The sequence below is a fragment of the Bradyrhizobium sp. T-1 genome (assembly GCF_053592855.1).
The window spans coordinates 4322946-4348719 of record NZ_CM132115.1; the positions used below are offsets into that span (position 1 = coordinate 4322946).

Genomic DNA, 25774 nt, shown 5'->3' on the forward strand with positions numbered 1-25774 from the left:
ACCCGGCTCGCGCCGCTTCAGGGAACATGGCAGATATAGGCAATATCCTGCTCTTTTCTCTGGCGATTCTCACCTCGAATGCCTCCAACCTCGAAAGCCTCTATTCCACGGCTCGGCAAAGCTCTGAAGCGGGCCTTTTTCGACCGCGACGTCCGTGAGGTCGCGCGCGACCTGATCGGTGCGACCATGTTGGTCAACGGTGTCGGCGGGACGATCGTCGAGGTCGAGGCCTATCATCATACCGAGCCGGCAGCACACTCCTACAATGGCCCGACGCCGCGGAACCAGATCATGTTCGGGCCGCCCGGCTTTGCCTATGTCTACCGCTCCTACGGCATCCACTGGTGCGTGAACTTCGTCTGCGAGGAGGCAGGCTCCGCCAGTGCCGTGCTGATCCGCGCGCTGGAGCCGACGCATGGCCTAGCTGCGATGCGCCGCCGCCGCCATCTTCAGGAGGTGCATGCGCTGTGCTCGGGCCCGGGCAAGTTGACCGAGGCCCTCGGCATCACCATCGCGCACAACACCCTGCCCCTGGACCGGCCGCCGATCGCATTGCATGCGCGGACAGAGGATGTCGAGGTGGCGACGGGCATCCGCATCGGCATCACCAAGGCCGTCGAACTGCCCTGGCGCTACGGCGTCAGGGGCTCGAAATTCCTCAGCAAGCCGTTTCCGAAATGATCGTCATTCCGGGGCGATGCGCAGCATCGAACCCGGAATCACGAGATTCCCCGGTGCGCAATTGCGCGCCTGAGGTCTGGTCCTTCGGACCATCCCGGAATGACAACGAGGCTACGAGGCCTGCTTCAGCCGCTCCAGCGCTTCGAGCAGCTTGGCCTTGCGAGCCAGCGCCGCCTCGCGCTTTTCGCGCTCCTCCTCGACGACCTCTTCGGCCGCGTTGGCGACGAATTTTTCGTTCGCGAGCTTCGACTCCGCGCGCTTAATGTCGGCGTCAGCCTTGCCGATCTCCTTGTCGAGACGCGTGCGCTCGGCGGCAACGTCGATCACGCCCTTCAGCGGCAGGGCTGCGACCTCACCGCGCACGAGGAGCTGAACCGCACCGTCGGGGGCGCGGTCCGCGAAGGAGATGTCGGAGAGCCGCGCCATGCGCTTGATGACGTCGGTCCAGCGCGGCGCGCGCTCCCTGGTCTCGGCGGAGGCGCCCGCGAGCACGAGGGCCGTCAGCGTTGCCGGCGGAATGTTCATCTCGGCGCGCACCGAGCGGATCTGCGTGACGAGGTCGATCACCCAGCCGATCTCGGCTTCCGCCTTGGGATCGGTGAAGTCGGCATGATCGAAGATCGGCATCACGAACGCCGGCGAGATCAGCGGATCGGTCGGTCCTGCCGCTGCCGCAAGCATCGCGAGTTGCTCCGGCGTCGGTCCGGTCGACTTCAGCGGCCACGGCGCCAGCGCCAGTAGGCCGTCGCGCTTGGCCGTCACCTCCCACAGCTCTTCGGTGATGAAGGGCATGAAGGGGTGCAGGAGCTTCAGGATCTCGTCGCGCGCCCAGGCGACCATGGCGCGGGTCTCGTCCTTGGCCGGGCTGTCCGGACCGAGCAGCACGGGCTTGGCGAGCTCGACATACCAGTCGCAATAGACGTTCCAGACGAAGCGGTAGATCGCGCCGGCGGCGTCGTTGAAGCGATAGGCCTCGATCGCCTCGGTCACCTCGCGCGTGGTGTGCGCGCTCTCATGCGCGATCCAGCGGTTGAGCGTCTCCTTGGCCTTGGCCGGCTCGAATCCTTCCGGCACCGCGCAATGGTTCATCTCGGCGAAGCGGGATGCGTTCCAGAGCTTGGTCGCGAAATTGCGGTAGCCTTCGACACGGCTGGTGGCGAGCTTAATGTCGCGTCCCTGCGCCGCCATCGCGGCCAGCGTGAAACGCAGCGCGTCCGCGCCGTATTCGTCGATCAAGTTGAGCGGATCGATGACGTTGCCCTTCGACTTCGACATCTTGGCGCCCTTCTCGTCACGGACGAGCGCGTGGATGTAGATGGTCGAGAACGGCACCTCCTTCATGAAGTGCAGGCCCATCATCATCATGCGGGCGACCCAGAAGAAGATGATGTCGAAGCCGGTGACCAGCGCATTGGTCGGGTAGTAGCGCTTCACCTCGGGTGCATCTTCGGGCCAGCCGAGCGTCGAGAACGGCCACAGCGCCGAGGAGAACCAGGTGTCGAGCACGTCCTCGTCACGCGTGATGAAGCCCTCGCGCTTGTTGCGGTCGAGCGCCATCTCGCGGCCCTGCTCGGCCGTGATGACCTCCTGCTCGACGTAATAGCCGAGCGCGTGGCTGATCGCCTCCTCCTCGGTCTCCGCGACGAACACCTTACCATCAGGGCCGTACCAGGCCGGGATCTGATGGCCCCACCATAGCTGGCGCGAGATGCACCAGGGCTGGATGTTCTCCATCCACTCGAAATAGGTCTTTTCCCAGTTCTTCGGCACGAACGACGTTTCACCCGAACGCACCGCCGCGATCGCGGGCTTGGCCAGCGTCTTGGCGTCGACGTACCACTGGTCGGTCAGATACGGCTCGATCACGCTGCCCGAGCGATCGCCATGCGGCACCATGTGGGTGTGCGGCTCGATCCGTTCGACGAAGCCGAACGATTCCAGTCGCTCGACGATGCGCTTGCGAGCAGCGAAGCGGTCGACCTTGTTGAACTCTTCGGCGAATTGCGAGGCGCCCTCCGGCAGGTCGCGCAGATAATCCTCATTGTCGAGGAGATCGAGGCAGCCTTCCTTGTCGAGCACGCTGATGCGGCGCAGGCCGTGGCGATTGCCGACCTCGAAATCGTTGAAGTCGTGGGCCGGCGTCACCTTGACCGCGCCCGAGCCCTTTTCCGGATCGGAGTATTCGTCGGCGACGATCTTAATCTTGCGACCGACCAACGGCAGGATGACGTTCTTGCCGATGAGCTTCTGGTAGCGCTCGTCCTCGGGATGCACGGCAACGCCGGTGTCGCCAAGCATGGTTTCCGGTCGCGTCGTCGCAACGACGATGAAGGTCGTGGGATCCTCGGGGCTGAACGTCTTGCCCTCGATCGGATAGCGCAGATACCAGAGGTTGCCCTTGATCTCGGTCTGCTGCACTTCGAGGTCGGAGATCGCGGTGAGCAGCTTGGTGTCCCAGTTCACCAGTCGCTTGTCCTTGTAGATCAACCCATCGCGGTGCAGCTCGACGAACACCTTGATGACGGCCTTCGACAGGCCCTCGTCCATGGTGAAGCGTTCGCGTGACCAGTCACAGGACGCACCGAGCCGCTTGAGCTGGGTGATGATGGTGTCGCCGCTCTCGGCCTTCCACTGCCAGACCCGCTCGAGAAACTTCTCGCGGCCCATCTCGCGGCGGCCGGGCTGCTGGCGCTCCATCAGCTGCCGCTCGACCACCATCTGGGTGGCGATGCCGGCATGGTCGGTACCTGGCTGCCACAGCACGTCGCGGCCGCGCATGCGTTCGAAGCGGCACAGGATGTCCTGCAGCGTGTTGTTGAGGGCGTGCCCCATATGCAGCGACCCCGTCACGTTCGGTGGCGGGATCACGATGGTGAAGGGCACCGCGTCGCGGCGGTCAGGACGGCCGGCCTTGAAGGCACGGCTGTCCTCCCAGACGACGGACATGCGGGCTTCGATATCGGAGGGCTGGTAATTTTTCTCGATCATGGGCTGCTAGAAAGCCGCGCGGGCGGGTCAAGTCAACGAAAAGGTCGACAGAAAGGGGGCAGCGGAAGGCGCCGCGGCAAATCCGCTTCCCCGCCCGTTCGGAACGGCCGAATATAATGCTTAAGCGCGGCTTAATGAGGGCCCCCGGCCCTACCGGCCGCCGCGCGAGACCCGCTCGATTTCGGCCTTCACGATGCGCTCGACGAGGCCCGGCAGATTGTCGTCGAGCCAGGATTTCAGCATCGGGCGCAGCATCTCCTTGACCAGATCCTCCAGCGTCCGCGCATTGCTGCTGAGCACCGTGTGGGCCAGGGAGTTGAAGGCGGATTCGACGGCCGAGACCGTCGATTGCGCCAGGATCGGCTGCTGCGGCGGCAGCTGTGGCGCGTCGAAATCCACCGGCGCATAGGACGGTGCGGGCGTTGGACGGGACGGCGGCGCTTCGGCGAATTCGAGATCGTCGCGCGGCTCGACCTTGCGGAAGCTTGGTGGTGGCGGCGCCGGCGTCGGCGCGGGATCCATCGCCATCTCGTCGGTCAGCTCGAGCACATCGGGTTCGGGCTCAGGCCCGGGTTCCGGCGCTCGTACCTCAGGCGCAGGCGTGGCCTCGTCGAGCCCCGCCAGCAGCGCGTCGATGTCGTCCTGGCTGTTGGGCTCGGCATCCGCCGCAGGTGGCGGCGCCGGCGCGGGCTTCGCGGCTGGCGGAGGTGCAGGCTTTTCGGCAGCAGGCTTTGCAGGCGCGACCTTGGATGGCGGAAGGTCGGCCATCGCCTGCGGCTTTGGGGTGGGCGCGGCGGGGGCCGGTGCGGGCTTCGCAGCCTCGGCTGGCGGCGGCTTGGCCTCATCATCGGCAATGATGCGCCGGATCGAGGCCAGAATCTCCTCCATGGAGGGTTCTGTGACCTTTGCAGGCTGCGTCATCTCCGACTCCACATCATCAACGCCCTCGCATGCGTTGTTTTACACCAAGCACGACAGGATTGGCCGGTTCCGGATGTGTGCCCCGACATTTTCGTCGCGACAGCCAGACTTGTCCCCAGATCACAGCTCTACGTGAGGCGGTGCGCCCCTGCCCCGTCCCTCAAGCATTACGCATGCAACATCGAATGCGGGGCGAATCGACCCGCGGCTTCTTGGCAAGGCTATGTCAGGGATTTTGATGATTGCAAGCAAAGCACCGGTTGGCCTTGGCAGTTTGCGAGGCCAACCGGAGGACTACGGGACTCAGCGTCCGTCAGGCGTGCGCACGCCGGCCCAGCTGTCGCGGATCTGCTGGTAGTGCACGCTCGGATCGTAGACCGTGGTGTTGAGGCCGAGCACCTGCGGTGCGAGGCGGCCGACCGCGTTGAGCACCGAATAGGACGCCACCACGCGGTCATGCTGGGCAGTAACGAGCGCAACGCGCGCGTTGACCAGCGCCTGCTGTGCGTTGAGGACGTCAAGCGTGGTGCGCTGGCCAGCCTTGGCTTCTTCGCGCACGCCGTTCAGCGCGATCTCAGACGCCGTGACTTGCGCCTGCGCGGACTGAACCTGCGCTTTGCCGGCTTCCAACTGCCCCCAAGCCTGCACAACGTTGGCGCGGGTCTGATCGCGGGTGGTTTCGAGATTGAGACGCTGCTGCGCCAGGTTTTCCTTGGACTGGCGGATCAGCGCATATTCGGCGCCGCCCTGAAAGATCGGAATGGAGGCCGTCGCAATGGCGGACGCGGTATTCGTCCGGAAGACGCTCAACGTCTGTTGATAGGCCGTGCTGACACCAGCCTGGACCGTGACCGTCGGCAGCAGCGCGCCTTCGTTGATCTTGACCTGGAGATAGTTGACGTCGATGCCATACATCGCAGCCGTGACGCTAGGGTTCTCCACCAAGCTGAGATTGACCGCGGAGGCGATCGAGATGGGCAGGAAGCGATCGACCGGCGAGCCCGGAGCAAGGTTCGCTGGCTCGTTGCCGATGATCCGGCGGAAGTTCGCGCGCGTCGTCGTCAGATTCGATTCGGCGGTCAGGGCCTGCGTCTTGCCGGCAGCCAGCTGCGCTTCGGATTGCGCCACGTCCGTGCGTGTGACCTCGCCGACATTGAAGCGATCACGCGTTTGCTTGAGCGTCTGCTCGAGCACGCGCACGTTGCTGCGCTGAACTTCGAGCGTTGCCGAATCACGCAGGTAGTCCATGTAGGTCGTGGCAGCCTGCAGCAAGACCGTCTGCTCAAGCACACGCAATGCCTCACGTGCTCCCGAGACCTGGCTTTCAGCGGCGCGCGTCTTGTTGGCGGTTTGATTACCGTTATAGAGCGTCTGGTTGACGGTCAGTCCCGCACTGTTGGACTGGAGGACGCCATTGAATGGCGTCGACTTCTGCAATTGCTGGATTTCCTGATACTGATATCCGGTGCCGAGAGTCACATTGACCTTGGGCCGATATCCCGACAGCGATTGCGGCACGTTCTCGTCAGTCGAGCGCACTTGGGCGCGCTGTGCGTTGAGCTGCGGATTGTTCTGATAGGCGCGCACCAGCGCAGCCTCGATCGTATCCGCCAAGGCAGGCGTCGGCCCGGCAAGCGCCGTCAGGAGAACCGAAACCGCTGCTCCGGTGAAGAACTTCACCCCATGCATCCCAGAAAATCCGTTCATTCTCACGCCAGACTCGTGCCCGCGAGCCTGGTTACCGTATCCGAGTGGAGTCGTTGCCCCGAAGCAACATAGGACGCGGCCGAGCGCAACGGAACTACCTCCGGGTAGTTCACAGCGGAAACTCTTCACGTGCAGCATCCCGGCCACACTTCTGATTCAGAACGGGATTTTAACGGGGGGTTCCGGCGGTCAGAAGACGAAGGCTGCGGCCCGTTCCAGCCCTGGCAGCACCGGGGCTGCGGCGTCGAACAGCGGCCGGTGGCCGAATTCGCCGTGGGAACGGGTCACGATCATAGCCCGCGACGGCCGCGATTCGGCCGAGACGCCCACCAGCCGTCCGCCCTCCCTGAGCTGGTCGAACAATCCTTCCGGCGTCGTTTCGGTGGCGCCATTTAGGATGATCACGTCATAGGGCGCCGCAGATGGGTCGCCTTCGGTACAGGCCGCAGACTTGCAGGTCACGTTGGCGAGCCCGAGTGAGGCGAAGGCGTCCTTGGCTTTCGCGACCAGAGCCGAATCGCTTTCCGTTGCCGTGACTTGGCGTGCAAGCCTGGCAGTCAGCGCAGCGAGGTAACCGGTTGCGCAGCCGACGACCAGCACATTGTCGCCCTCGCCGATCTCGGCAGCCTGGAGCAGCTTGCCGGTCAGCTGCGGCTTGATCAGGAAGCGCTTGGCGCCGCCCTCGCTGACATCAAGGTCGATGTCGAGATAGGCCAGCGCCTGCCGGGTCGCGGGCACGAATGCCTCACGGGGAACCGTGAGCATGGCATCGAGAATGCGGCGATCGGTGACGTCATTGGTGCGCACCTGGCCATCGACCATTTTTTGGCGCGCGGTCGAGAAACCGGACATTTGCGGACCCTGCATGGCGGACGATGCCGCGGAGATGAGTTGGCGGCATCTTTGGAACAGGCTCCACGAAAACGCAACACGTCCGTTCGCCGGTCAGCCCCGGGCGATGCCGATGCGAGAATCGCGGCGAAATGCCCTATTCGATGGTGACGGCAAGGCGCCCGATCAGGGCCGCAACTTCGTCCAGCCGCGCCGAGTCGGGGGTCTCGACCGCACGGGCGAGACAGGCCAAGCACTCATCGTCGCTTAGCTCCGGAAGATCCGCCGGCAGAATCGAGGGGGCCAGGTGGGCACGGTCGATCTGGATGTCGGGCATGGGAATCAGCTCCGTAAGAGTCCGGCTCACCCAAGCTCGGTTTCAATTGAGTCGATTTGGTGCCGCAGCCGCACACATCCACTTGAATGCGATTCTTCGCGCGGCTCGGGCACCGGGACGCTCGGAGATCAATCGAGCGACATCGCGCGCCACATCAATATGCGCTAGCAAATCTTTGGAATTAAAGCGGAATTTGGCTCCCCGGGCTGGATTCGAACCAGCGACCATCCGATTAACAGTCGGATGCTCTACCGCTGAGCTACCGAGGAAAAGGCGAACCTGTCGTTCGCGCGCGGCTGCGTATAACAAAGCCGATTGCGCTTGCAAAGGACGAATTCGCCGTCATCCGCAAAGCATCGAGGAAGGGCTTACCGGGCCCCTTCCTCGGGGGCAGATCAGGTCCGGGCTATTCCGCAATGAAAGACGTGGTTTTCGTGCCGGGATCATAGCGCAGCCGAAGCGCGGTCATCTTGCAGAGGTTGACGTTCTTCCAGAGCACGGCCTCGTCGTAGTTCTGCCAGTCGACGCGGATGTTCCAGACACAGCCCTCGTCGTCCTCGTCGAACTCGACATAAGTGCTGGCCTGGTTCTGCAAAACCTTGTCCAGTTCGTTGTCCCATTCGTCCAGGCCATCGTCCGGCGCGTTGAAGCCCAGGAATTTAATGGCGTAGCCGGTCTCGTTGACAACGGTGACGTTGCGGGCATCGGCCGCGAACGACGGCGCGGCGGCGATCGCAAAACCGATCGCAATCAGTCCAGACAGAAAATACTTCATGTGAAATTCTCCGGATCGAAACAGGCTCCGGCGCCTGACGTCGATCGGCGCAGGCGCCGCGGCAACGAATGACGTTGCCTTGAAAGCTTCGTCCGGAGCGTGATCGCGAGGTTCGACGCACTCTCGATCCGCGCTCCGGCTCGTTGCGCGACGCGAGACGCACAACGAGCCAGTTCATATCGTTTCGAATTCTCCGCAGCAATGAACCGGCATTCATAGATCGGCGGCGCTTGTTTTCTCCGGCGCTGGCGCCGGCACGGCGGCGCCATTGCTCTTGCCGGTCACTGCGCCGACCAGCGCCTTCACGGGATCGTCGCCCGGCGCAAAGCCGCTCTGGCGCAGGATCTCGTCGATCATCGGACGCAGCGCGTGCACCTTGAGAAGCTCGCCGGCGAGCCCCTCGCCGAAGCCGACGCCGCCGCCCGCCGCGCCATTGCCGCCGCCGAACGCGCCGCCCGTATGAAGGATGCGAACGTCCTTGAGGTTGGCGATCGGCTTGACCATCTCGGCCAGCGCCGACGGCATCGTCTCGATCCGCTTCTTGGCGATCTCGAAATCGATGACGTTGGCGCCGAGCTTGTTCTGCGCCTCGTTCTTCATGGTGATGACGGCTGCCTCGGCTTCACCGATGTTGCGGACACCGACCGCCTTGATCTTGTTGGACTCGGCTTCTGCGGTCGCGAGCGTCTTGACGGCCTCGGCGCGGTCGAGCGACGCCTTCTTCTCGGCTTCGGCCGCGACGATCAGCTCGGTCGATTTGCGCTCGGCCTCGGTGCGGGCGGCGAGCACCTGGGTCAGACGGGCGCGATCGGCAACCTCGACGGCGCGCGCGGTGACGACCTTTTCCTCGGCAGAGACGGCGAGCGCTTCCGCGGTCTTGGCGTCGGCCACGGCTTCCGAGGTCTGCTTGCTCTTGGCGGCGATCTGGATCTCGTTCTCCTGCGTCGCGATCTGGATCTCGCGCTGGGCGTCGGTCTTGCGCTTGTTGATGGCCAGATCCGACTCGATCACCGCGGTTTCCTTGACCTGCTTGGCGCCGGCCTCCTTCTCCGCGACGGCACGGTCGGTATCGATGCGGGCGTTCTCCTCGGTCAGGCGCGCGGTCTGTGTCGCAGTTGCGACTTCAGCCCGGGTGCTCGCGGTCTTGTTGGCGATGTCGCGCTCCTGCGAGAGCTCGGCCTCCTTCTTGGTCCGCTCGATCGTCAGTGTCTGCTGGCGCGCCTCGAGGTCCTTCTGGGCGATCGCGACCTCATTGTCGCGTACGATGGCGTTGCGGTCGCGCCGGCGGGTCTCGGTGATGGTCTTGAGCTGGGTGAGACCTTCGGCGTCGAAGAAGTTTTCGGGGTTGAAGAACTTGACGTCGGTCTGGTCCAGCTTGGTCAGCGACACCGACTCCAGCTCGAGTCCGTTCGACTTGACGTCGGACTCGACCGTGGACTGCACGTGCTTGACGAAGTCCGAGCGCTTCTCCTGGAGCTCCAGAATGGTCATGGTCGCGGCGACCGAGCGCAGGCCGTCGACGAATTTCGCCTCGACCTGGTTGCGCAGCGCTTCCGCATCGTTGGTCAGCGCACCCAGCGTCTGGCTCGCCAGCGCAATGCTCTCCTCGTCGGGGCGGACGCGCACATAGAATTCGGCAACGATATCGACGCGCAGACGATCCTTGGTGATCAGGGATTCCCGCTCCTTGCGCTCGACCGTCAGCCGCAGCGTCTTCAGGTTGATGCTGCCATAGGAGTGGAAGATCGGCAGGATCATGGCGCCGCCGTCGAGCACGACCTTCTTGCCGCCGAGGCCGGTGCGGACGAAGGCTTCGTCGCGCGTGGCGCGTTTATAGAGGATGGTGAAGATGATCCCCAGGACAACGATCAGCGCGACGCCGATCATGGCCGGGACTGCGATGTCGAACATGACTTTCTCCGCTAATGGACCTGCTGGCTTAGAGTGGCTTTGGACGGTTTGAGTTCATCGTCGGCCTTCACGGCGACGAAACGGGTGTCGGCGCGATCGACCAGGAGGACCAGGGTTCCCTGGGGCAATGGTGCCGAGCCGGGCGCCGCGACGGCCTGCACGAAGTGCCTGTTACCGTGAACGTCGGCGACGCTGACGCGGCCGGGCGGCCCCTGGTCGAGCGGACCGACGACGACCTCCCCGACGCGGCCGACGAGATCGCCAAGACCGATCGCGTAGCTCTCGTCCTTGGGAATGATCCGCGCGATACCGCTGCTGGCGGCGCGGACCAGCGGCACCGAGACGACGACCGCCGCAAGCGAGGCGAGTGAGGCCGGCAGGGGGCCGGCCACCATCCGCGCGACGTCCTGGATCAGAAAGCCGGTGATGGAAAACGCGCCGAGCGCCAGCAGTAGGAAGATCAGCAGCGGCACGCCGCCGACATTGATCCAGGAGATGGCGTTGATGACGCCGTTGTCACTGGGATGGCTGAAATCGATGCTGGTGCCGAGCATCTCGCTCAGCGAGGCCCCGACCAGCATCGTCACCACTTCGAGAGTGCCGACGATGAGGATCATGGCCGCTGCGATCGCGAACGGCCTGACCTCAGGCGACATGACGTGTTCGAGCAATGCGCTCATGACACGAACCTCAGGAGCGCGACTTCAACCGCGCGAGCCTCGCCGCAATCTCCTTGTTGCGATGCAGCGCGCTGAGCTCGTCGATGTCGCTGGAATACGGGATGCCCGGCGGCACGCCGGTGACCCTCGCTACCGCCCTGCCCGCCCGCAGCGCTTTCGACGCTGCGGACGCGGCGCCACGTTTGCGCGGCGATGTCGAGGCCTGGTGGCTTGCAGCCGCCTCGCTCTTTTCGAGATCGACACGGCGCTGCTCGGCGTCTTGCAGTGCCGACAGCACCGCGCGCAGCGAGGTGACGCATTGCTCGATCTTCTCGTTGTTCTCGTCGATGGCGCGGGAGAGCACCTCGAACTGCGCCTCCAGATCCATCTGCCGCGCGATGCCGGCGCGGGCGAGATCGTCGCGGCTGTCGGCGATCGCGCCCTCGATCTTGACGGCGAGATCGGTCATCTCGCGTTCGATCTCGGTGCGGCGCGCGTTGAGGCGGTATTCCTCGGCCCGCGCGGCGGCGAGCGCATCACGCGCCTCGCTCTCGGCGCGCTCGATCTCGCGGATGGCCTGGCCGACCACTTTCAGCTTGTTGTTGCCCTCCGCCTGCTCGATCGCGTCATAGGCGATGCCGGCGATCAAACGTCCGACCCGGGACAGGAAATTCTCGGGAGCGGCTGCGATGGTATCCATAGCGTTCTCCTCCTCTGGCAGACTGTTCGGCGTAACGCCGTAGTGAACCTCGAAACCGTCGTCGGTACGGATCAGGTGCGCGGGCACGCTCTGTCCCCAGCCTTCCGCGTAGCCGACATAGTCGAAAGGCACGCTGAAGCGTCCCTGCACGGTTGAAATCGAAATGGTCGCCGGGCCCTTGATCTTGGCGAGCTTGTCGTCGAGCGGCAGGCGGCGCCCCTGCGCAGCGCGATAGTCGGCGCGGTCGCGCAGACCCAGCGTCACCAGCCGCGAGGGCAGCGCGGTCTCTTTCCTGATCGGCTCGTAGGCATGGGCGTGTAGCAGCACCACATTGGAACCCACATTGTGGGTCCGCGCGACCTCATCCAGGATCTCCATCATGCGGTCATAGGCCCTGAACGTCGCCTCCATCGCAGCCCTGGCGGCCGGGTCAGGGGCTAGCCTGTAACGCAGCGCCGATGGCGCATGTCGGGGCGACGGGCTCATGAAAAGCACTAAAGCACCATTTTGGTGCTTTACAAGAGGGGAGCTTGATCACGTTCCACTGATCCAAGGGCATTCTCTGGATTAGTTGCTGTCGCCTGAGCCGCGTTCAAGTCGGGCCATCACTCCTAAATCACCGGAGATCAAGACTTCTTGCACGCGCGGGTTGCAATTTTACGGAAAGTCCACGCGGGTCCGGAAGACGAGATGGTGGTGATGACGCGCCCACCTTTCCACACCGTCATTGCGAGGAGCCCTTCGCGACGAAGCGATCAATCAGCGAATTAGTGAACATGCACACTGCAAAAATCGGTTGGTTTCGCTACGAGACGAAACCACGTCGTCAATCTCTCAGATGTAATTCAGAGACTTGCGCGACCTGCGCCGATATCCGCCGTTCAACAGCTTGTCCGCAGCATATCCACAGCCGCGTCCGATCCAATTTGTGCCAGCACCGCAAAGCACTTGCTGCGCACAAATCCACAAGACGCCCGCTCAGCCGCCGGCCTGGTCGAACACGGCGCGGCAAGCCTCGCTCAGGCTGGAGCGGTTGCGGCGCAGGCACGCCGTGATCGCCTTGACGTTGGGGATTTCGCCGGCGCAGAGCCGGTAAACGTCGGGCGTGCAAGCCCGGCGCTGCTCCGGGGTGCCCTGCTGCGCCTGGGCGGTGGAGGCAAACAGCGTGAGGAACAGGCCGACCGTCGAGGCGCGTCGCGCCCGGCTCCTCACACCTGCAAACCGCAAGAACCTCGCCTTCATGACCAGTCTCCTGTCTGCCCTGCCCGCCCGGCCCGCGTTGGCCGGCGCGGGCAAAGACGTAGGCGGAATAAATCTCGGGAGATGTGATCTCTTTCACACTGGCGGGACGGCGGAGGAACCTAAGGTTCCCATGGGGATTTTTCAGAAATCGCTAACCAAACGGGTCCTGATCGCCTGATCGTTAAAATGCGATCGATCGGCTCAATCGGGAAACAAGCCGTCTTTGCGACAGTGCGCCATCCGTGGTCCGGAGGGTGTGATGAGCGAAGCCGAATTCAATTTGATGCTGGATGCCGTCCGCGACGCCATGATTCATGACAATTTCGCGCCCTCGGTGGAGGAGGAATTCGTGTCCCGCTCGTGGAGCTTCGACGCGATGTCCAAGAAAACGCCAAGGGCCGCAAATGACAATGAGGGCGCTTGGCCACTGCTGCCCTTTCCGGACGGCTGGTACGCCGCCTGCTGAGACCTCGTCGGTCGGGCTGATGTAACGCCGCGGCTCGCGGGGTTGCCTAAACCGCTGATCCCCTATATTGCTCCGCCCTCGTTGAGGCCACGTGGCGGAGTGGTTACGCAACGGTCTGCAAAACCGTGTACACCAGTTCAATTCTGGTCGTGGCCTCCATCGCAACTCCCTGATATTTCGATGTAAATTGATCCCGGCGCCGACTCCGTCGCGCCCGCGGACGTAGGTTTCCGTGATGCGCTCTCACCGGATTTGCCCGGAGGGCGTTGGAAACCCCCGATTCAGGTCGTTTGGCATAACCTTCGCATCAGCTGGGTGATGCAGTCCCAACAAACGAGCGCTGGAGAGCACGTGGGCGAGATCGTCCGATTTATCCCGAAGTCCGAGTTGGAGCGGGCTCGCCTCATACGTGAGGCGCGCGCGATCTATGACAGCATCTTCCCGCCGTCCGTACCCGGCCAGGTGCCGCACGACGGCGAGGGGCGGGTCAAGACCTAGTCGCAGAGCTCAAGCCTTCCTGTCGCCGGCTCCGCCGAGATAAAGGTCGAGAATCTCCTCGGTCGTGCCGGTTGCTGTCATCTGTCCCTCCTGCAGCAGGATGGCGCGGTTGCAGGTGCTCTTGATCAGGTCGACGTCGTGCGAGGCCAGCACCAAAATGCCGGCGCGGGCCACGATCTCGTCGAGCCGCTGCCGTGCCTTTTTCCGGAACTGCTGGTCGCCGACACCGATCCATTCGTCGAGGAGCACGATCTCGCCTTCGACGGCGGTGGCGACCGCGAAGATCAGGCGCAGCATCATGCCGCTGGAATAAGTGCGTAGCGGCAGGTCGAGCCGGTCGCCAAGCTCGGTGAACTCGGCGATCTCCGCGCGCCGTGCGTCGATCTCGGTACGCCGTGCGCCGATCACGAGACCGCGGCGCATGATGTTCTCGTAGCCGGTCGCCTCCTCGTCAAAGCCGGCCGACAAGTCGAACAGCGACAGGCAGCGGCCGAGCACATCGATGCTGCCTGCGGTCGGATGGTAGATGCCGGCCAGCACCCGCAGCAGCGTGGTTTTCCCAGCACCGTTGGCGCCCACGATGGCAACGCGGTCACCGGCGCGAATGTCGAGGTCGATGCCATCAAGTGCGGTGACGATGTGCGGACGCGCTGCCTCGCGGCGCAGCGTCACGGCGCGAACGAAGCGGCTGCGCAGCGATCGGTCGCGAAACGACAGCACCGGGAATGTCACCGAGACGTTACGCAGCACGATATGGGCTGTGGTGCTCATCCCGCCCCTCACAGCCAATACGCCACGCGGCGGCGATATTTCGCGTAGCACCCCAGCCCGACGGCGGCGGTGGCGAGCGCGTAAGTCAGGCCGAGCAGCCATTGCTCCGCATCCATCGGCTGCGACAACAGCGGCCTGCGCACCAGATCGAGCAGCGTTGCGAACGGATTGACCCGCGTGAGCCAGGCAAAGGCGGTGCCGCGCACGCTGTCCTCGGTCCAGATCACGGGCGTGAGGAAGAAGACGAATTGCAGCCCACTCACGATCGCCGAGCCGATGTCGCGAAAGCGCGCGCAGAGCATGCCGAGCGCGACCGCGCCGCCGAGCAGCACGACCAGCAGGATGGCGAAGCCGGGCAGCACAAGCAGCGTGGTCCAGTGCAGCGGCCAGGGTATCACGGCATAGAGCATGACGATGATGAGGAGGTGATGGGCGAAGATCAGCACGTTGCGCGCGATCATCTGCAAGACGTGCACGATCAGCGGCGCCGGCACCGCCTTGATCAGATGGCCGGAGGCCACGAAGATGTTGGATCCTTCCTGGAGCGTCGTGGCGACGAGGGTCCAGACGATCAGGCCGACAGCGAAAGACGGCAGGAAGCCGGCGATGTCCTGCTTGAACAGCGCCGCATAGACCGTGCCGACGCTTGCGATCGTCGCCGCCAGCGTCAGCGTGATCCAGAGCGGTCCGATCACGGTTCGCCGGTAGCGCAACGAGATGTCCATCAGGGCGAGTGTGCCCCAACGATCGAACTGCGCCGCCTGGGCCAGGATCTCCTTCGCTGCGCTCTGAATTCGGCTGCCCCTTCTGGTTTCCGGATTGTCGAACGTCGCGATGACATCGCGGAGCAACGGACCTGCCGGCCAGTGGTCTGTATCTTCCCACTCCGGGCCGAGCAATCAACCGTACGGACGAGATCGGCTGAAGTCAGGACCGTTTACGGCGGCGGAAATCGCGCCGGTGGCCTTTTGGTGCCGGCTTTGGCGCCAGTTCCGGTATCTCGGCCTGAACCTCGCGGTAGCGAGCCAGCATCCGTTCAAAGCTGGCGTTGAGCGTCTCGGCGATGTCCGGGCGCCGCTCGAGGCCGGCCAGCAGTGTCGCGGCGGCTTCAATGGTGGACAATCCGTCCTTGCGCGGCTCGCGGCGCAGCCGCCCATAGCGCGACGGGTGCGCCGGGTTGAGGATGACGCGCTGGCATTTCAGCATCCAGGGATTGCGCCACCATAGGGCCTTGGCCTGGCTCCAGGTGCCGTCGAGCAGCACCACGCCTTCGAGCTTGCCGAGAATGCCGCGCTGGTTGTCAGCGACCTCGCCCTTGCGGTTGAGCGCGACGATCTCGCCCTCGGCCTCCAGGTCGGCGGCGCGGGCCGAGCCGAGATAGAGCACGGCCCAGTGCGAGGCGTTCTCGATCGGGTGCCCCAGGGCCTTGGACAGGCTCGGCCAGGACAGACCGACCCGCACCGTGGCGTCCGCAAAATGCTTCGCCAGCAGCCGTGCGGTGCCGAGCGCCCTGTCCTGCTCCTGCGGATGCTGCAGGATCAAGAGCTCGAGACGATTTTCGATCGGCGAGACACTGTCGCAGATGCACAGCGGCATCGGCTTCTGGCAGTGCGGACATTCGGGAATAGGCTCCGGCGCTGCGGCCGCGGTTTCAGCTGGGTTCGACATGATCGCCGCTATACGCTTCGCACGGCGGTTCAACAACCTATTCCGCCGGCGCCGCCAGCGCGCGCGGCTCCGATCGCCGGCGCAGGCGGTCGATCAAGAGATAGATCACGGGCGTCGTGTAGAGGGTGAGCACCTGCGACACGAACAGGCCGCCGATGATGGTGATGCCGAGCGGGCGTCTGAGCTCCGTGCCGGGCCCGGTCGCGACGACCAGCGGAATGCCTGCGAACAGCGCCGCCATGGTCGTCATCAGGATCGGGCGGAAGCGTGCCTGGCAGGCCTCGAAAATGGCTTCGGCCGAGGACAGGCCGCGCTGGCGCTCGGCATCGAGCGCGAAGTCGACCATCATGATGCCGTTCTTCTTGACGATGCCGATCAGCAGGATGATGCCGACAAAGGCGATCACGGTCAGCGGCGTGTTGGTGATCTGCAGCGCGAGCAGCGCGCCCAGCCCGGCCGACGGCAGCGTCGAGATGATGGTGAGCGGATGAGCGAGGCTCTCGTAGAGCACGCCCAGCACGATATACATCGCCACCAGCGCGCCAAGGATCAGCAGCGGTTGCCGGCCGCTGGTCTTGGCGAAATCGCCGGCATTGCCGTCGAAGCTGCCGCGGATACCCTCGGGCATGTGCAATTCGTCGACCGCCCGCTGGATGTTCTGGGTCGCCGCCTGGAGCTCCACATCCGGCAAGGTGTTGAACGACACCGTGGTCGAGGGCACCGACTGCGAATGATAGACCGCAAGCGCAGCCAGCCCGCGTGTCGCGTGCACAACCGCGGACAGCGGCACCTGCACGTCGTTGGCGCCGGCGACAAAGATGCGCTCGAGATTGGACGGATCGACCTGGAATTTCGGATCGATCTCCAGCACGGTCATGTATTGGTTGCGCTGGGTGTAGATGATCGCGATCTGGCGCTGCGAGAAGGCGTTGTTCAGGGCATTGTCGATGTCCTGGACCTTGACGCCGAGTGCTGCGGCCTTCTGGCGGTCGATGTTCAATGTCAGTTGAAGTCCGCCGGGATCGCGGTCGCTGGAAATGTCGGTGATGCCCTCGACCGTCTCCATCCGCTTGGCCACGATCGGTGCCCATTTCTGCAGCAGGTCAAGGTCGGTGCTTGAGAGCGTATACTGAAAGTTGGAATCGCTCTGCCGGCCGCCTGCGCGCACATCCTGCGCGGCGAACATGAAGAGACGGATGCCGGGCACAGGGAACAGTGCCTTACGCAACCGGTCGATCACCACCTGGGTCGAGACGTGGTCGCGTTCTTCCGGCGGCTTCAGGCTGATGAACATGGTGCCTCGGTTGGAGGTCGCCGCGCCCGGGCCCCCAACTCCGCTGCCGACGGTCGAACCGATGCCGGCCACGGCCGGATCCTGCATCACAATGTCGGCGAGACGCTGTTGCAGCGTCAGCATCGACTGGAACGAGATGTCGGCCGAGGCGCGCGTCGCGCCGATGACGAAGCCGGAATCGTCCGTCGGGAAATAGCCTTTGGGCACCCTGGCGTAGAGCAGCACCGTCAGGCCGATGGTGGCGAAGAAGACCAGCAGCGTCAGCAGCGGAAACTCGAGCACCGCACGTAAGGTGCGGGCATAGAACGCGACGATGCGCGATAGCGAGCCTTCGATCAGGCGGTCGAACAGCGTTGCGGAGGTGGACGTGGTCTGCCGGATGTAATGGGCGCAGATCATCGGCGTGACCGTCAGCGATACCAGGGTCGAAACCACGATCGCGAAGGTCAACGTCAGCGAGAACTCGCGCAGCAGGCGGCCGACGATACCGTCCATGAAGATCAGCGGTGTGAACGCGGCGATCAGCGACAGGCTGATCGAGACCACGGTGAAGCCGATCTGCCTGGCGCCTTCCAGCGCTGCCTGCATTGGCCGCATGCCGTGCTCGAGATTGCGGTACATGTTCTCGATCATGACGATGGCATCGTCGACCACGAAGCCGACCGAGATCGCCAGCGCCATCAGCGACAGATTGTCGATCGAGAAGCCGGCGACCCACATCCCGGCGCAGGTTCCGGCCAGCGCCAGCGGTACCGAGATTCCGGCGGCGATGGTCGGCGTCACGCGGCGCAGGAACACGAACACCACGACCATCACCAGAATGGCGGTCGCCAGCAGCGTCCACTGCATGTCCATCACGCTGGCGCGGATCGTTGAGGTGCGGTCGACCAGGGTGGAGACATCGACGCCAGCGGGGATCCACTGCTTCAACTCGGGGATCAGCGCCTTCACCCGGTCGACGGTGTCGATGACGTTGGCGTCGCCCTGCTTGGTGATCTGGATCAGCACCGCCGGCTGCTTGTTGAACCAGGCGATCGAGCGCGCGTTGCGGACGCTGTCTTCGATGTCGGCGACATCGGAGAGCCGCACGAAATTCCCGTTCGAGCTCTTGATGACAATGTCGCGGAATTCCTGCGCCGTGCGCATCTGCTTGTTCAGCGACAGCGTCTCGCTCTGGCGCTCGCCATTGAAGATGCCGACGGGGCCGAGCGGGTTGGCGTTGACGATGGCGGTCCGTACGTCGTCGGTCGCGATCCCTGCATTCGACAATGCCACGGGATTGAGCTGGATCCGTACCGCCGGCTGGTCGGCGCCCGACACCGTGACGTCGCCGACTCCGGGCACCTGCGAGATGCGCTGCGCCAGCACGGTATCGGCGACATCGTAGATGGCGCTGGCGGACAGCGTCTTGGAGGTCAGCGCCAGCACGAACACAGGCGCGCCGGCCGTGTTGGCCTTCCGGAAGCGCGGCAATGCCGGCAGATCGCTCGGCAAATCGACCAGCGCGGCGTTGATGGCTGCCTGCACGTCGCGCGCGGCCTTGTCGATGTTGCGGCCGATGTCGAACTGGAGCTGGATGTTCGCGGTGCCGAGAGAGCTCGTCGACGTGATCTGGTTGATGCCTGCGATTTCGCCGAGCCGCCGTTCCAGCGGCGCGGCCACGGTGGCGGCCATCACCGAGGGATCGGCGCCGGGACGGCTCGCCGAGACAAAGATGGCGGGGAAGTCGACATTGGGGACGGAGGCGACCGGCAGGAACTCGTAGGCGACGCCCCCCAGCAGAAACAGCCCGATCGACAACAGCGTGGTCGCGACCGGACGGCGGATGAAGGGCTCCGAGATCGATGCCATCACTGCATCCCCTCGGTCGCCCCGGCCGTGGGCGGCGCGTCGGGCTCCGGCGGGGGCAGCGCCTGCTCGAGGCGGCGGTTGATGCGATCGAGCGCGAGGTAGATCACCGGCGTGGTGTAGAGCGTCAGCAACTGGCTCAGCAGCAGGCCGCCGATGATGGAGATGCCGAGCGGAAAGCGCAGCTCGGCGCCGGTGCCGCTTTCGATCGCCAGCGGCAGCGCACCGAACAGTGCGGCCAGCGTCGTCATCATGATCGGGCGGAAGCGCAGCAGGCACGCCTGCACGATCGCCTCATGCGGCGGCATGCCCTGCCCGCGCTCGGCCTCCAGCGCGAAGTCGATCATCATGATCGCATTCTTCTTGACGATGCCCATCAGGAGGATGATGCCGATCAGGCCGATCACCGAGAGGTCCTGCCCGCACAGGATCAATGCCAGGATGGCGCCGACGCCCGCCGAGGGCAGCGTCGAGAGGATCGTGATCGGGTGGATGTAGCTTTCATACAGCACGCCCAGCACGATGTAGATCGTGATCACGGCGGCAAGCAGCAGCCAGGGCTGGCCGGCGAGCGCCTTGGCGAATTCGGCGGCATCGCCGGCATAGACCCCGACGATGCTGTTGGGCATCTCGATGCGGCTCTCGATCGCCTTCACCGCCTCGACGGCATCGCCGAGCGCTGCGCCCGGTGCGAGATTGAAGCTCAGCGAGATCGCCGGGAATTGTGCCTGGTGCGAGATCGCGAGCGGCGCCGTGGTGCGCTTGAGCGTCGCCACTGCATCGAGCGGTACCTGCGCGTTGGGCGCGCCGACGACTGCGCTGCTGGCGCCGCCCGGCAGGTAGAGCTTTGACAGGATCGAGGGATCGCGCTGGTACATCGGCAGCGCCTCCAGGACCACGCGGTATTGGTTGGCCTGGCCGTAAATGGTCGAGATCTGGCGCTGGGCAAATGCGTCGTTGAGCGTGTCGGTAATGGCCTGAAGGCTGACGCCGAGCTGGCCCGCGCGCGTGCGGTCGACGTCGAGCTGCGCGCGCAGACCCCCCTCCTGCGCCTCGGACGAGACGTCGCGGAACAGGGGCTCGCGCCGCATCTCGTCGACGAGCTTGCGCGCCCATTCCGAGACCAGCGCCGCGTCGGTGCCGGTGAGCGTGTACTGGTATTGCGAGCGGCTCGACTGGGTCGAGATCTGCACATCCTGCACCGGCTGGAAGTAGACCGTCATGCCGGGAATGCCGGCGACCCGCTGCTTCAGCCGGGTGACGACCACGCTGACATCGTCGCGGCGCTCGCCGCGCGGCTTCAGCGTCATGACGAGACGGCCGACATTGGTGGTCGGGTTGACCGAGCCTGCGCCGATCACCGAGACCACGCCGGTCACGTCAGGATCGGCCTTGATGGCATCGGCGGCTTCGGCCTGCCGCTTCTGCATCTCTCCGAACGACACATCAGGCCCGGCTTCGGTCACCGCGGTGATCGAGGCCGTGTCCTGCAGCGGCAGGAACCCCTTGGGCGCGACGACATAGAGCACCAGGGTTGCAACCAACGTCGCAAAGGTCACGACCAGCGTGGCGCGCTGGTGCTCCAGCACCCAGAGCAGCGTACGGTGGTAGAATTCGACGGTGCGGTCGATGAAGCGGCTGATGGCGGCAAGCCCCGGCACGGCCAGCTCCTCGTGAGCGTGCTTGAGCAGCCGCGAGCACATCATCGGCGTCAGCGTCAGCGACACCACCGCCGAGGTCACGACCGCGATCGTCAGCGTCAGTGCGAATTCGCGGAACATGCGGCCGACCAGGCCCGACATGAACAGCAGCGGGATGAACACCGCGATCAACGACACCGTCAGCGAGATCACGGTGAAGCCGATCTCGCTCGCGCCCTTCAGCGAGGCAGTCATGGCGTTGTCGCCATTCTCCATGTGGCGGACGATGTTTTCGATCATCACGATGGCGTCGTCGACCACGAAACCGGTGCCGATCGTGAGCGCCATCAGCGACAGATTATCGAGACTGAAGCCGGCAAAATACATGATGCCGAAGCTCGTGATCAGCGACAGCGGCAGCGCCACGCCCGCGATCAGCGTGGCGCGCAGCGAGCGCAGGAACAACAGCACTACCAGCGTCACCAGCACCACGCTCAGGACCAGCGTGAACTGCACGTCGTGGACCGAGGCGCGAATGGTGACCGTGCGGTCGGAGACGATGGTCAGATGCACGCCGGCCGGAATGGCGCGCTGCACCTTCGGGATTTCGGCGCGGATCTGCTTGACGACGTCGATGACATTGGCGCCGGGCTGGCGCTGGATGTCGATGATGACGGCCGGCGTGCCCTGGTACCAGCCGCCGGTGCGGTCGTTCTCGAGCCCGTCGACGATCTGCGCGACGTCGCCGATCGTGACCGGCGAGCCGTTGCGATAGGTGATGATGATCGGCCTATAGGCGTCGGCGGCGGCAATCTGGTCGTTGGCGGCGATGATGTAGGATTGCTGGGCGCCGTCGAGCGAGCCCTTCGGCCCGGAGACGTTGGCGTTCGCGATCGCGTTGCGCAGATCCTCCATCGCGATGCCGTAGGCCGCCAGCCGCGCCAGATCGGCCTGGATGCGCACGGCCGGCTTCAGCCCGCCGAGCACCGAGACGCGGCCGACGCCGGAGATCTGGCTGAGCCGCTGCGCCAGCAGCGTGTCGGCGATGTCGCTCATCGCCCGCAGCGAGATCGTCTCCGAGCGCAGCGCGAGCGTCATCACAGGCGCATCCGCAGGGTTCACCTTGGCGTAGGTCGGCGGATAAGGCAGCGTCTTGGGCAGGACGCCGGCGGCGGCGTTGATCGCGGCCTGCACGTCCTGGGTCGCGCCGTCGATGTCGCGGTTGAGGTCGAACTGCAGAGAGATCTGGCTGACGCCGAATGAGCTGGTCGAGTTCATCGCGGTCAGCGACGGGATTTGCCCGAGCTGCCGCTCCAAGGGCGCAGTGATCAAGGAGGCAATCACGTCGGGGCTCGCGCCCGGCAGCTGCGTCGACACCTGGACGGTCGGGAAGTCGACCTGCGGCAGCGCGGAGACCGGCAGCGCGAAATAGCCGAGCGCGCCGCCAATCAGCAGCGCAATGCCGAGCAGCGAGGTCGCGATCGGCCTGCGGATGAAGGGTTCGGAGACACCCATGAGATATGCCTGCCGCTCAGGCGGCTGTTGCCGGGATCATGGCTGTTTGGCTCCAGGTCCCGATGGTTGAGCCCCCGGCCCCGGCGCTGGTCCGGTCTGCCCCTTCTGGTCGCCTTCGCTGCTCTTCCGCTTGGCGCGGAATTCGCCGTCCTTACCTTGTCCGTCCTTCTGGCCGTCCTTGGCTTGACTGTCCTTTGCCTGGCTATCCTTCTTCTGACCATCCGGCGCACGCGTGCGCTTGCGCGGCGCGAGGTCGGCTGACGGCGTCTGCTCGTCGCGGCCGACGATCACCTTGGAACCGTCGGACAGATTGGCAAAGCCGGTGGTGACGACCCGATCGTTCGGAGACAGGCCGCTCGCGATGACCGCGTCGTGCTCGTTCTGCTGGGTCACCGTCACCGGCTTGGCTGAGGCGATGTCGCCCTCACCGATGACGTAACTGAAGGTGCCGATCGGTCCGCGCTGCACCGCCGACGTCGGCACCACCAGCGCCTGCGACAGGGTCTCGACCTTGAGACGGACATTGACGAACTGGCCCGGCCAGAGCTGGTAATTGGCATTGGGAAATTCTGCCTTCAGCTTGAGCGTGCCGGTGGTCTGGTCGACCTGATTGTCGATGCCGGTGAGCTTGCCGGTGTCGATCACCGTGACGCCGTCATTGCCGAACACATCGACGGACAACGCGCCTTTGGCCGCGGCTGCGTTCACGCGCATGATCTGCTGCTGCGGCAGGCTGAACCAAACCGCGATCGGCTGCAATTGCGTGATGACGACAAGGCCGGTGGTGTCGGCGGCGTGGATGATGTTGCCCTGGTCGACCTGGCGCAGGCCGACGCGGCCCGACAGCGGCGCCACGATCTTGGTGTAGCTGAGCGTCGCGGCCGCATTGTCGATTGCGGCCTGGTCGGCCTTGACCAGCGCCTCGGTCTGCGCGACCGCGGCGCGCTGGGTGTCGGCCTGCTGCTTGGAGCCGGCATTGGACGCGGCAAGCTGCTCATAGCGCGTCAGGTCGATGCGCTGGTTGGCGAGCTGGGCTTCGTCCTGGGCCTTCTTGGCAACGGCCTGGTCATAGGTCGCCTGGTACAGTGCCGGGTCGATTTCGCCGAGCACGTCGCCCTTCTTGACGTCCTGGCCTTCGGTGAACTTCACCGCGATCAGCTTGCCGTCGACTTGCGAGCGCACGGTCACCGTGTTGAGCGCGCGGATCGCGCCGACTCCGTCGAGATAAACCGGCACGTCCTGGATCTTGGGCGTTGCCGCCAGCACCGGCACCGGCAGATCGGGCCGCTGATTGCGGCCGTTGCCCTGCTGCTGCGGCTGCTGGTGCATCACGGTCCAGCCGAGATAGCCGAGACCGCCGAGGATTGCGAGCGTGATCAGAGTCATGACGAAGCCGCGGCCGCGCGACTTTTTCGCCGTCCCTGCTTTCGCGTTGTCCTTCGTATCCGGCTTAAAGAGCATTGACCGGTTTCTCCATGCGCGGCTCCCAGCCGCCGCCGAGCGCCTGGTACAGGCTGACGATGGCAAGAAGGCGAGCGAGCTGTGCCTGCGACAGGGTGTCTTCGGCCTGGAACAGCGTCAGCTGTGTGTTGAGCACGGTCACGATATCCGCCGTGCCGGCGCGCAGTTGCTGCTCGGCGAGGTCGAAGGCGCGCCGCGACGCGTTGACGACGTCGCGCTGCAATTGCAGCTTGATCGTGGTCTGCTTGATCGAAAACAGCGCGTTGTCGACGTCGGTGAAGGCCTGGACGATGGTCTTGCGGTAGGTCTGCAGCAACTCGTCCTGCCGCGCCTTGGCATATTCGAAATTGCCGAGGATCTTGCCGCCGTCGAAGATCGGCTGCGTCGCGCTGCCGACCAGCTGGAAGAACGCCGCGTGCGGCTGGAACAGCGAGACCAGCGCCGAGCTTTGATAGCCGCCATTCCCGGTGAGCTGGATGGTCGGGAAGAACTGGGCGCGGGCATTGCCGATATTGGCGGTGGCCGAGGCAAGCTGCGCCTCCTGGCGGCGAATGTCCGGCCGCTGCGTCAACAGCTCCGACGGCAGGCCGGGCGTGATGCGCGGAATTGCGATCCGATCCAGCGAGCCGCCCGCAAGGCGCACGCTCTCTGGCGGTCGCGACACCAGCACCGCGAGCGCATTGGCGTTCTGGTCGAGCGTCTGCCGCAGCGGCGGCACCAGCGCCTTCTGGTTGGCCAGCACGCTCTCCTGCTGGGCGACGTCAAGATCGGTCCCCGTCCCGGCCTTGCGGCGCTCGCGGATGGCATCGAGGATGCGCTGGGCGCTCGCAATGTTGCGCTGGGCGGTGCGCAGGCGATCCTGCGAGGACAGCACCTGGAAATAGGCATTGGCAACGGCTGCGAGCGTCGTCAGCGCGACGGTGTCGCGGTCGAACCGGTTGGCCTTTGCGGTCTCCTCCGCCGTTTGCAGCGCGTCGCGGTTCTGGCCCCAGAAATCGAGCTGGTAGCTGGCACTCAACGATGCCTGGTAGTTCACGACCTCGCGGCCGCCGTTGGTGAGTCCCGAAGCCGACGAGCCGGAGGTGCGCGAATAAGCCTCCTGTCCCGTTCCCGACAGGCTCGGCAACAGCGCCGCGCCTGCCTGCCGCGCCTGTGCATCGGCCTCGACGATGCGCGAGACTGCGGCAGCGATGTCGAGGTTGACGGTCTGCGCCTCCTCCATCAACTGCGTCAGCTCCGCCGAGCGAAAGCCGCGCCACCAGTCGAGCGACGGCGGCGCATCCGTCTTCCCGGCGTATTTGTATTGCGTGGGAACATCGAGCGCGGGATCCGGCAGGTCCTGGGTCAGCACACAGGCGCCGGAACTCGAGGCCAGGAACACCACCGCGACCGCACGCAGTGCTCGGGATGCAGACCCAAGCAATTGCCGCTTGGCGACGACGGGAACCCGCTGTGTCACATCCACCCCCTGCCAGGCAGATCACCCCGCCACCGCGCGGCGGGATTAGCCGATTCGCGGGCGGTCGGCCGGGGGCCTTTCTGTAACTCGTTCACAGCGTGGTGCTTTCTGCAGAGCCGGAAACCCATCCTAGCCGGGCGCGGAACTGCGGGACAGTCCCGCACCTGCGAAACACACAGCCCGACGAAGCGGTGCCAAGAGGCATTGAAATGAAAGTTATGCCTGTCTCGCAGGGACTTCTTTCACTTCAGAAACAGCCTGAAACGCAATCCAGCTTACCAAGATTTCATGTGATATTGCAGTCACAGTTGCCCCCAAGCCGCTGGCCGGAGCCCTTCAATCGCCCTGAAACCTGCGCCGCAACGCACCGTAGCTTGTCCCACACGAGGCAGGGGCAGTTAC

General features: G+C 64.7%; 20 protein-coding genes and 2 tRNA genes. 4 read left to right on the forward strand and 18 right to left on the reverse strand.

What is annotated here, in order from left to right:
- Window positions 1-78 precede the first annotated feature (78 nt).
- Window positions 79-681, forward strand: coding sequence for a DNA-3-methyladenine glycosylase (locus ACWAT4_RS20820; protein ID WP_212302169.1), 603 nt, complete (start codon window positions 79-81; stop codon window positions 679-681).
- 111 nt (window positions 682-792) lie between these two features.
- Here ACWAT4_RS20820 and ACWAT4_RS20825 read toward each other — a convergent pair whose 3' ends face one another.
- The 11 genes from ACWAT4_RS20825 to ACWAT4_RS20875 all read right to left on the reverse strand — a co-directional run bounded on the left by ACWAT4_RS20825 (window position 793) and on the right by ACWAT4_RS20875 (window position 12752).
- On the reverse strand, window positions 793-3669 hold the full coding sequence (locus tag ACWAT4_RS20825) for a valine--tRNA ligase (protein WP_449727921.1): 2877 nt from the start codon (window positions 3667-3669) through the stop codon (window positions 793-795).
- A 150-nt stretch (window positions 3670-3819) separates the two neighbouring features.
- Complete coding sequence (locus ACWAT4_RS20830; protein ID WP_449727922.1) at window positions 3820-4590, reverse strand: PopZ family protein; 771 nt, start codon at window positions 4588-4590, stop codon at window positions 3820-3822.
- 303 nt (window positions 4591-4893) lie between these two features.
- Complete coding sequence (locus tag ACWAT4_RS20835; protein WP_449731241.1) at window positions 4894-6279, reverse strand: TolC family outer membrane protein; 1386 nt, start codon at window positions 6277-6279, stop codon at window positions 4894-4896.
- A 207-nt stretch (window positions 6280-6486) separates the two neighbouring features.
- Window positions 6487-7149 (reverse strand): protein-L-isoaspartate O-methyltransferase family protein, encoded by a 663-nt coding sequence (locus ACWAT4_RS20840; protein ID WP_449727923.1) that lies wholly within the window; start codon window positions 7147-7149, stop codon window positions 6487-6489.
- Window positions 7150-7285: 136 nt separating this feature from the next.
- Window positions 7286-7465: a hypothetical protein gene (locus ACWAT4_RS20845; RefSeq protein ID WP_212302165.1), complete on the reverse strand. Its 180-nt coding sequence runs from the start codon at window positions 7463-7465 to the stop codon at window positions 7286-7288.
- A 194-nt stretch (window positions 7466-7659) separates the two neighbouring features.
- A tRNA-Asn gene (locus ACWAT4_RS20850) sits at window positions 7660-7734 on the reverse strand.
- 137 nt (window positions 7735-7871) lie between these two features.
- Window positions 7872-8240 (reverse strand): hypothetical protein, encoded by a 369-nt coding sequence (locus tag ACWAT4_RS20855; RefSeq protein ID WP_212302164.1) that lies wholly within the window; start codon window positions 8238-8240, stop codon window positions 7872-7874.
- A gap of 213 nt (window positions 8241-8453) precedes the next feature.
- Window positions 8454-10151: a flotillin family protein gene (locus tag ACWAT4_RS20860; RefSeq protein WP_449727924.1), complete on the reverse strand. Its 1698-nt coding sequence runs from the start codon at window positions 10149-10151 to the stop codon at window positions 8454-8456.
- A gap of 11 nt (window positions 10152-10162) precedes the next feature.
- Complete coding sequence (locus tag ACWAT4_RS20865; protein WP_449727925.1) at window positions 10163-10831, reverse strand: OB-fold-containig protein; 669 nt, start codon at window positions 10829-10831, stop codon at window positions 10163-10165.
- Window positions 10832-10841: 10 nt separating this feature from the next.
- Window positions 10842-12005 carry a PspA/IM30 family protein gene (locus ACWAT4_RS20870; RefSeq protein ID WP_212302162.1) on the reverse strand — a complete coding sequence of 388 codons (1164 nt, stop codon included), beginning with the start codon at window positions 12003-12005 and terminating at the stop codon, window positions 10842-10844.
- A 483-nt stretch (window positions 12006-12488) separates the two neighbouring features.
- Entirely contained in the window at window positions 12489-12752 is a 264-nt protein-coding gene (locus ACWAT4_RS20875; RefSeq protein WP_212302161.1) for a hypothetical protein, read from the reverse strand.
- A 259-nt stretch (window positions 12753-13011) separates the two neighbouring features.
- On the opposite strand from ACWAT4_RS20875, the gene ACWAT4_RS20880 reads away from it, so the two are divergent.
- The 3 genes from ACWAT4_RS20880 (at window position 13012) to ACWAT4_RS20890 (ending at window position 13716) form a co-directional block, all read left to right on the forward strand.
- Window positions 13012-13218, forward strand: a complete 207-nt coding sequence (locus ACWAT4_RS20880; RefSeq protein WP_212302160.1) for a hypothetical protein — start codon at window positions 13012-13014, stop codon at window positions 13216-13218.
- An 85-nt stretch (window positions 13219-13303) separates the two neighbouring features.
- Window positions 13304-13377 (forward strand) — tRNA-Cys (locus tag ACWAT4_RS20885).
- Window positions 13378-13569: 192 nt separating this feature from the next.
- Entirely contained in the window at window positions 13570-13716 is a 147-nt protein-coding gene (locus ACWAT4_RS20890; protein ID WP_212302159.1) for a hypothetical protein, read from the forward strand.
- Between the two features lie 9 nt (window positions 13717-13725).
- Here ACWAT4_RS20890 and ACWAT4_RS20895 read toward each other — a convergent pair whose 3' ends face one another.
- The 7 genes from ACWAT4_RS20895 to ACWAT4_RS20925 form a co-directional block, all read right to left on the reverse strand.
- A complete protein-coding gene (locus tag ACWAT4_RS20895) occupies window positions 13726-14487 on the reverse strand; it encodes an ABC transporter ATP-binding protein (RefSeq protein ID WP_212302158.1) in 762 nt (253 codons plus the stop codon).
- Between the two features lie 8 nt (window positions 14488-14495).
- Window positions 14496-15338 (reverse strand): ABC transporter permease, encoded by an 843-nt coding sequence (locus ACWAT4_RS20900; protein WP_449727926.1) that lies wholly within the window; start codon window positions 15336-15338, stop codon window positions 14496-14498.
- Window positions 15339-15414: 76 nt separating this feature from the next.
- Window positions 15415-16155 carry a tRNA-uridine aminocarboxypropyltransferase gene (locus ACWAT4_RS20905; RefSeq protein ID WP_212302157.1) on the reverse strand — a complete coding sequence of 247 codons (741 nt, stop codon included), beginning with the start codon at window positions 16153-16155 and terminating at the stop codon, window positions 15415-15417.
- Window positions 16156-16192: 37 nt separating this feature from the next.
- On the reverse strand, window positions 16193-19300 hold the full coding sequence (locus ACWAT4_RS20910; RefSeq protein WP_449727927.1) for an efflux RND transporter permease subunit: 3108 nt from the start codon (window positions 19298-19300) through the stop codon (window positions 16193-16195).
- Complete coding sequence (locus ACWAT4_RS20915) at window positions 19300-22452, reverse strand: efflux RND transporter permease subunit (protein WP_449727928.1); 3153 nt, start codon at window positions 22450-22452, stop codon at window positions 19300-19302. The genes ACWAT4_RS20910 and ACWAT4_RS20915 overlap by 1 nt, the downstream gene beginning before the upstream one ends.
- A gap of 36 nt (window positions 22453-22488) precedes the next feature.
- Window positions 22489-23913 carry an efflux RND transporter periplasmic adaptor subunit gene (locus tag ACWAT4_RS20920; protein ID WP_212427414.1) on the reverse strand — a complete coding sequence of 475 codons (1425 nt, stop codon included), beginning with the start codon at window positions 23911-23913 and terminating at the stop codon, window positions 22489-22491.
- A complete protein-coding gene (locus tag ACWAT4_RS20925; RefSeq protein WP_212427413.1) occupies window positions 23903-25378 on the reverse strand; it encodes an efflux transporter outer membrane subunit in 1476 nt (491 codons plus the stop codon). The genes ACWAT4_RS20920 and ACWAT4_RS20925 overlap by 11 nt, the downstream gene beginning before the upstream one ends.
- Window positions 25379-25774: the final 396 nt, after the last annotated feature.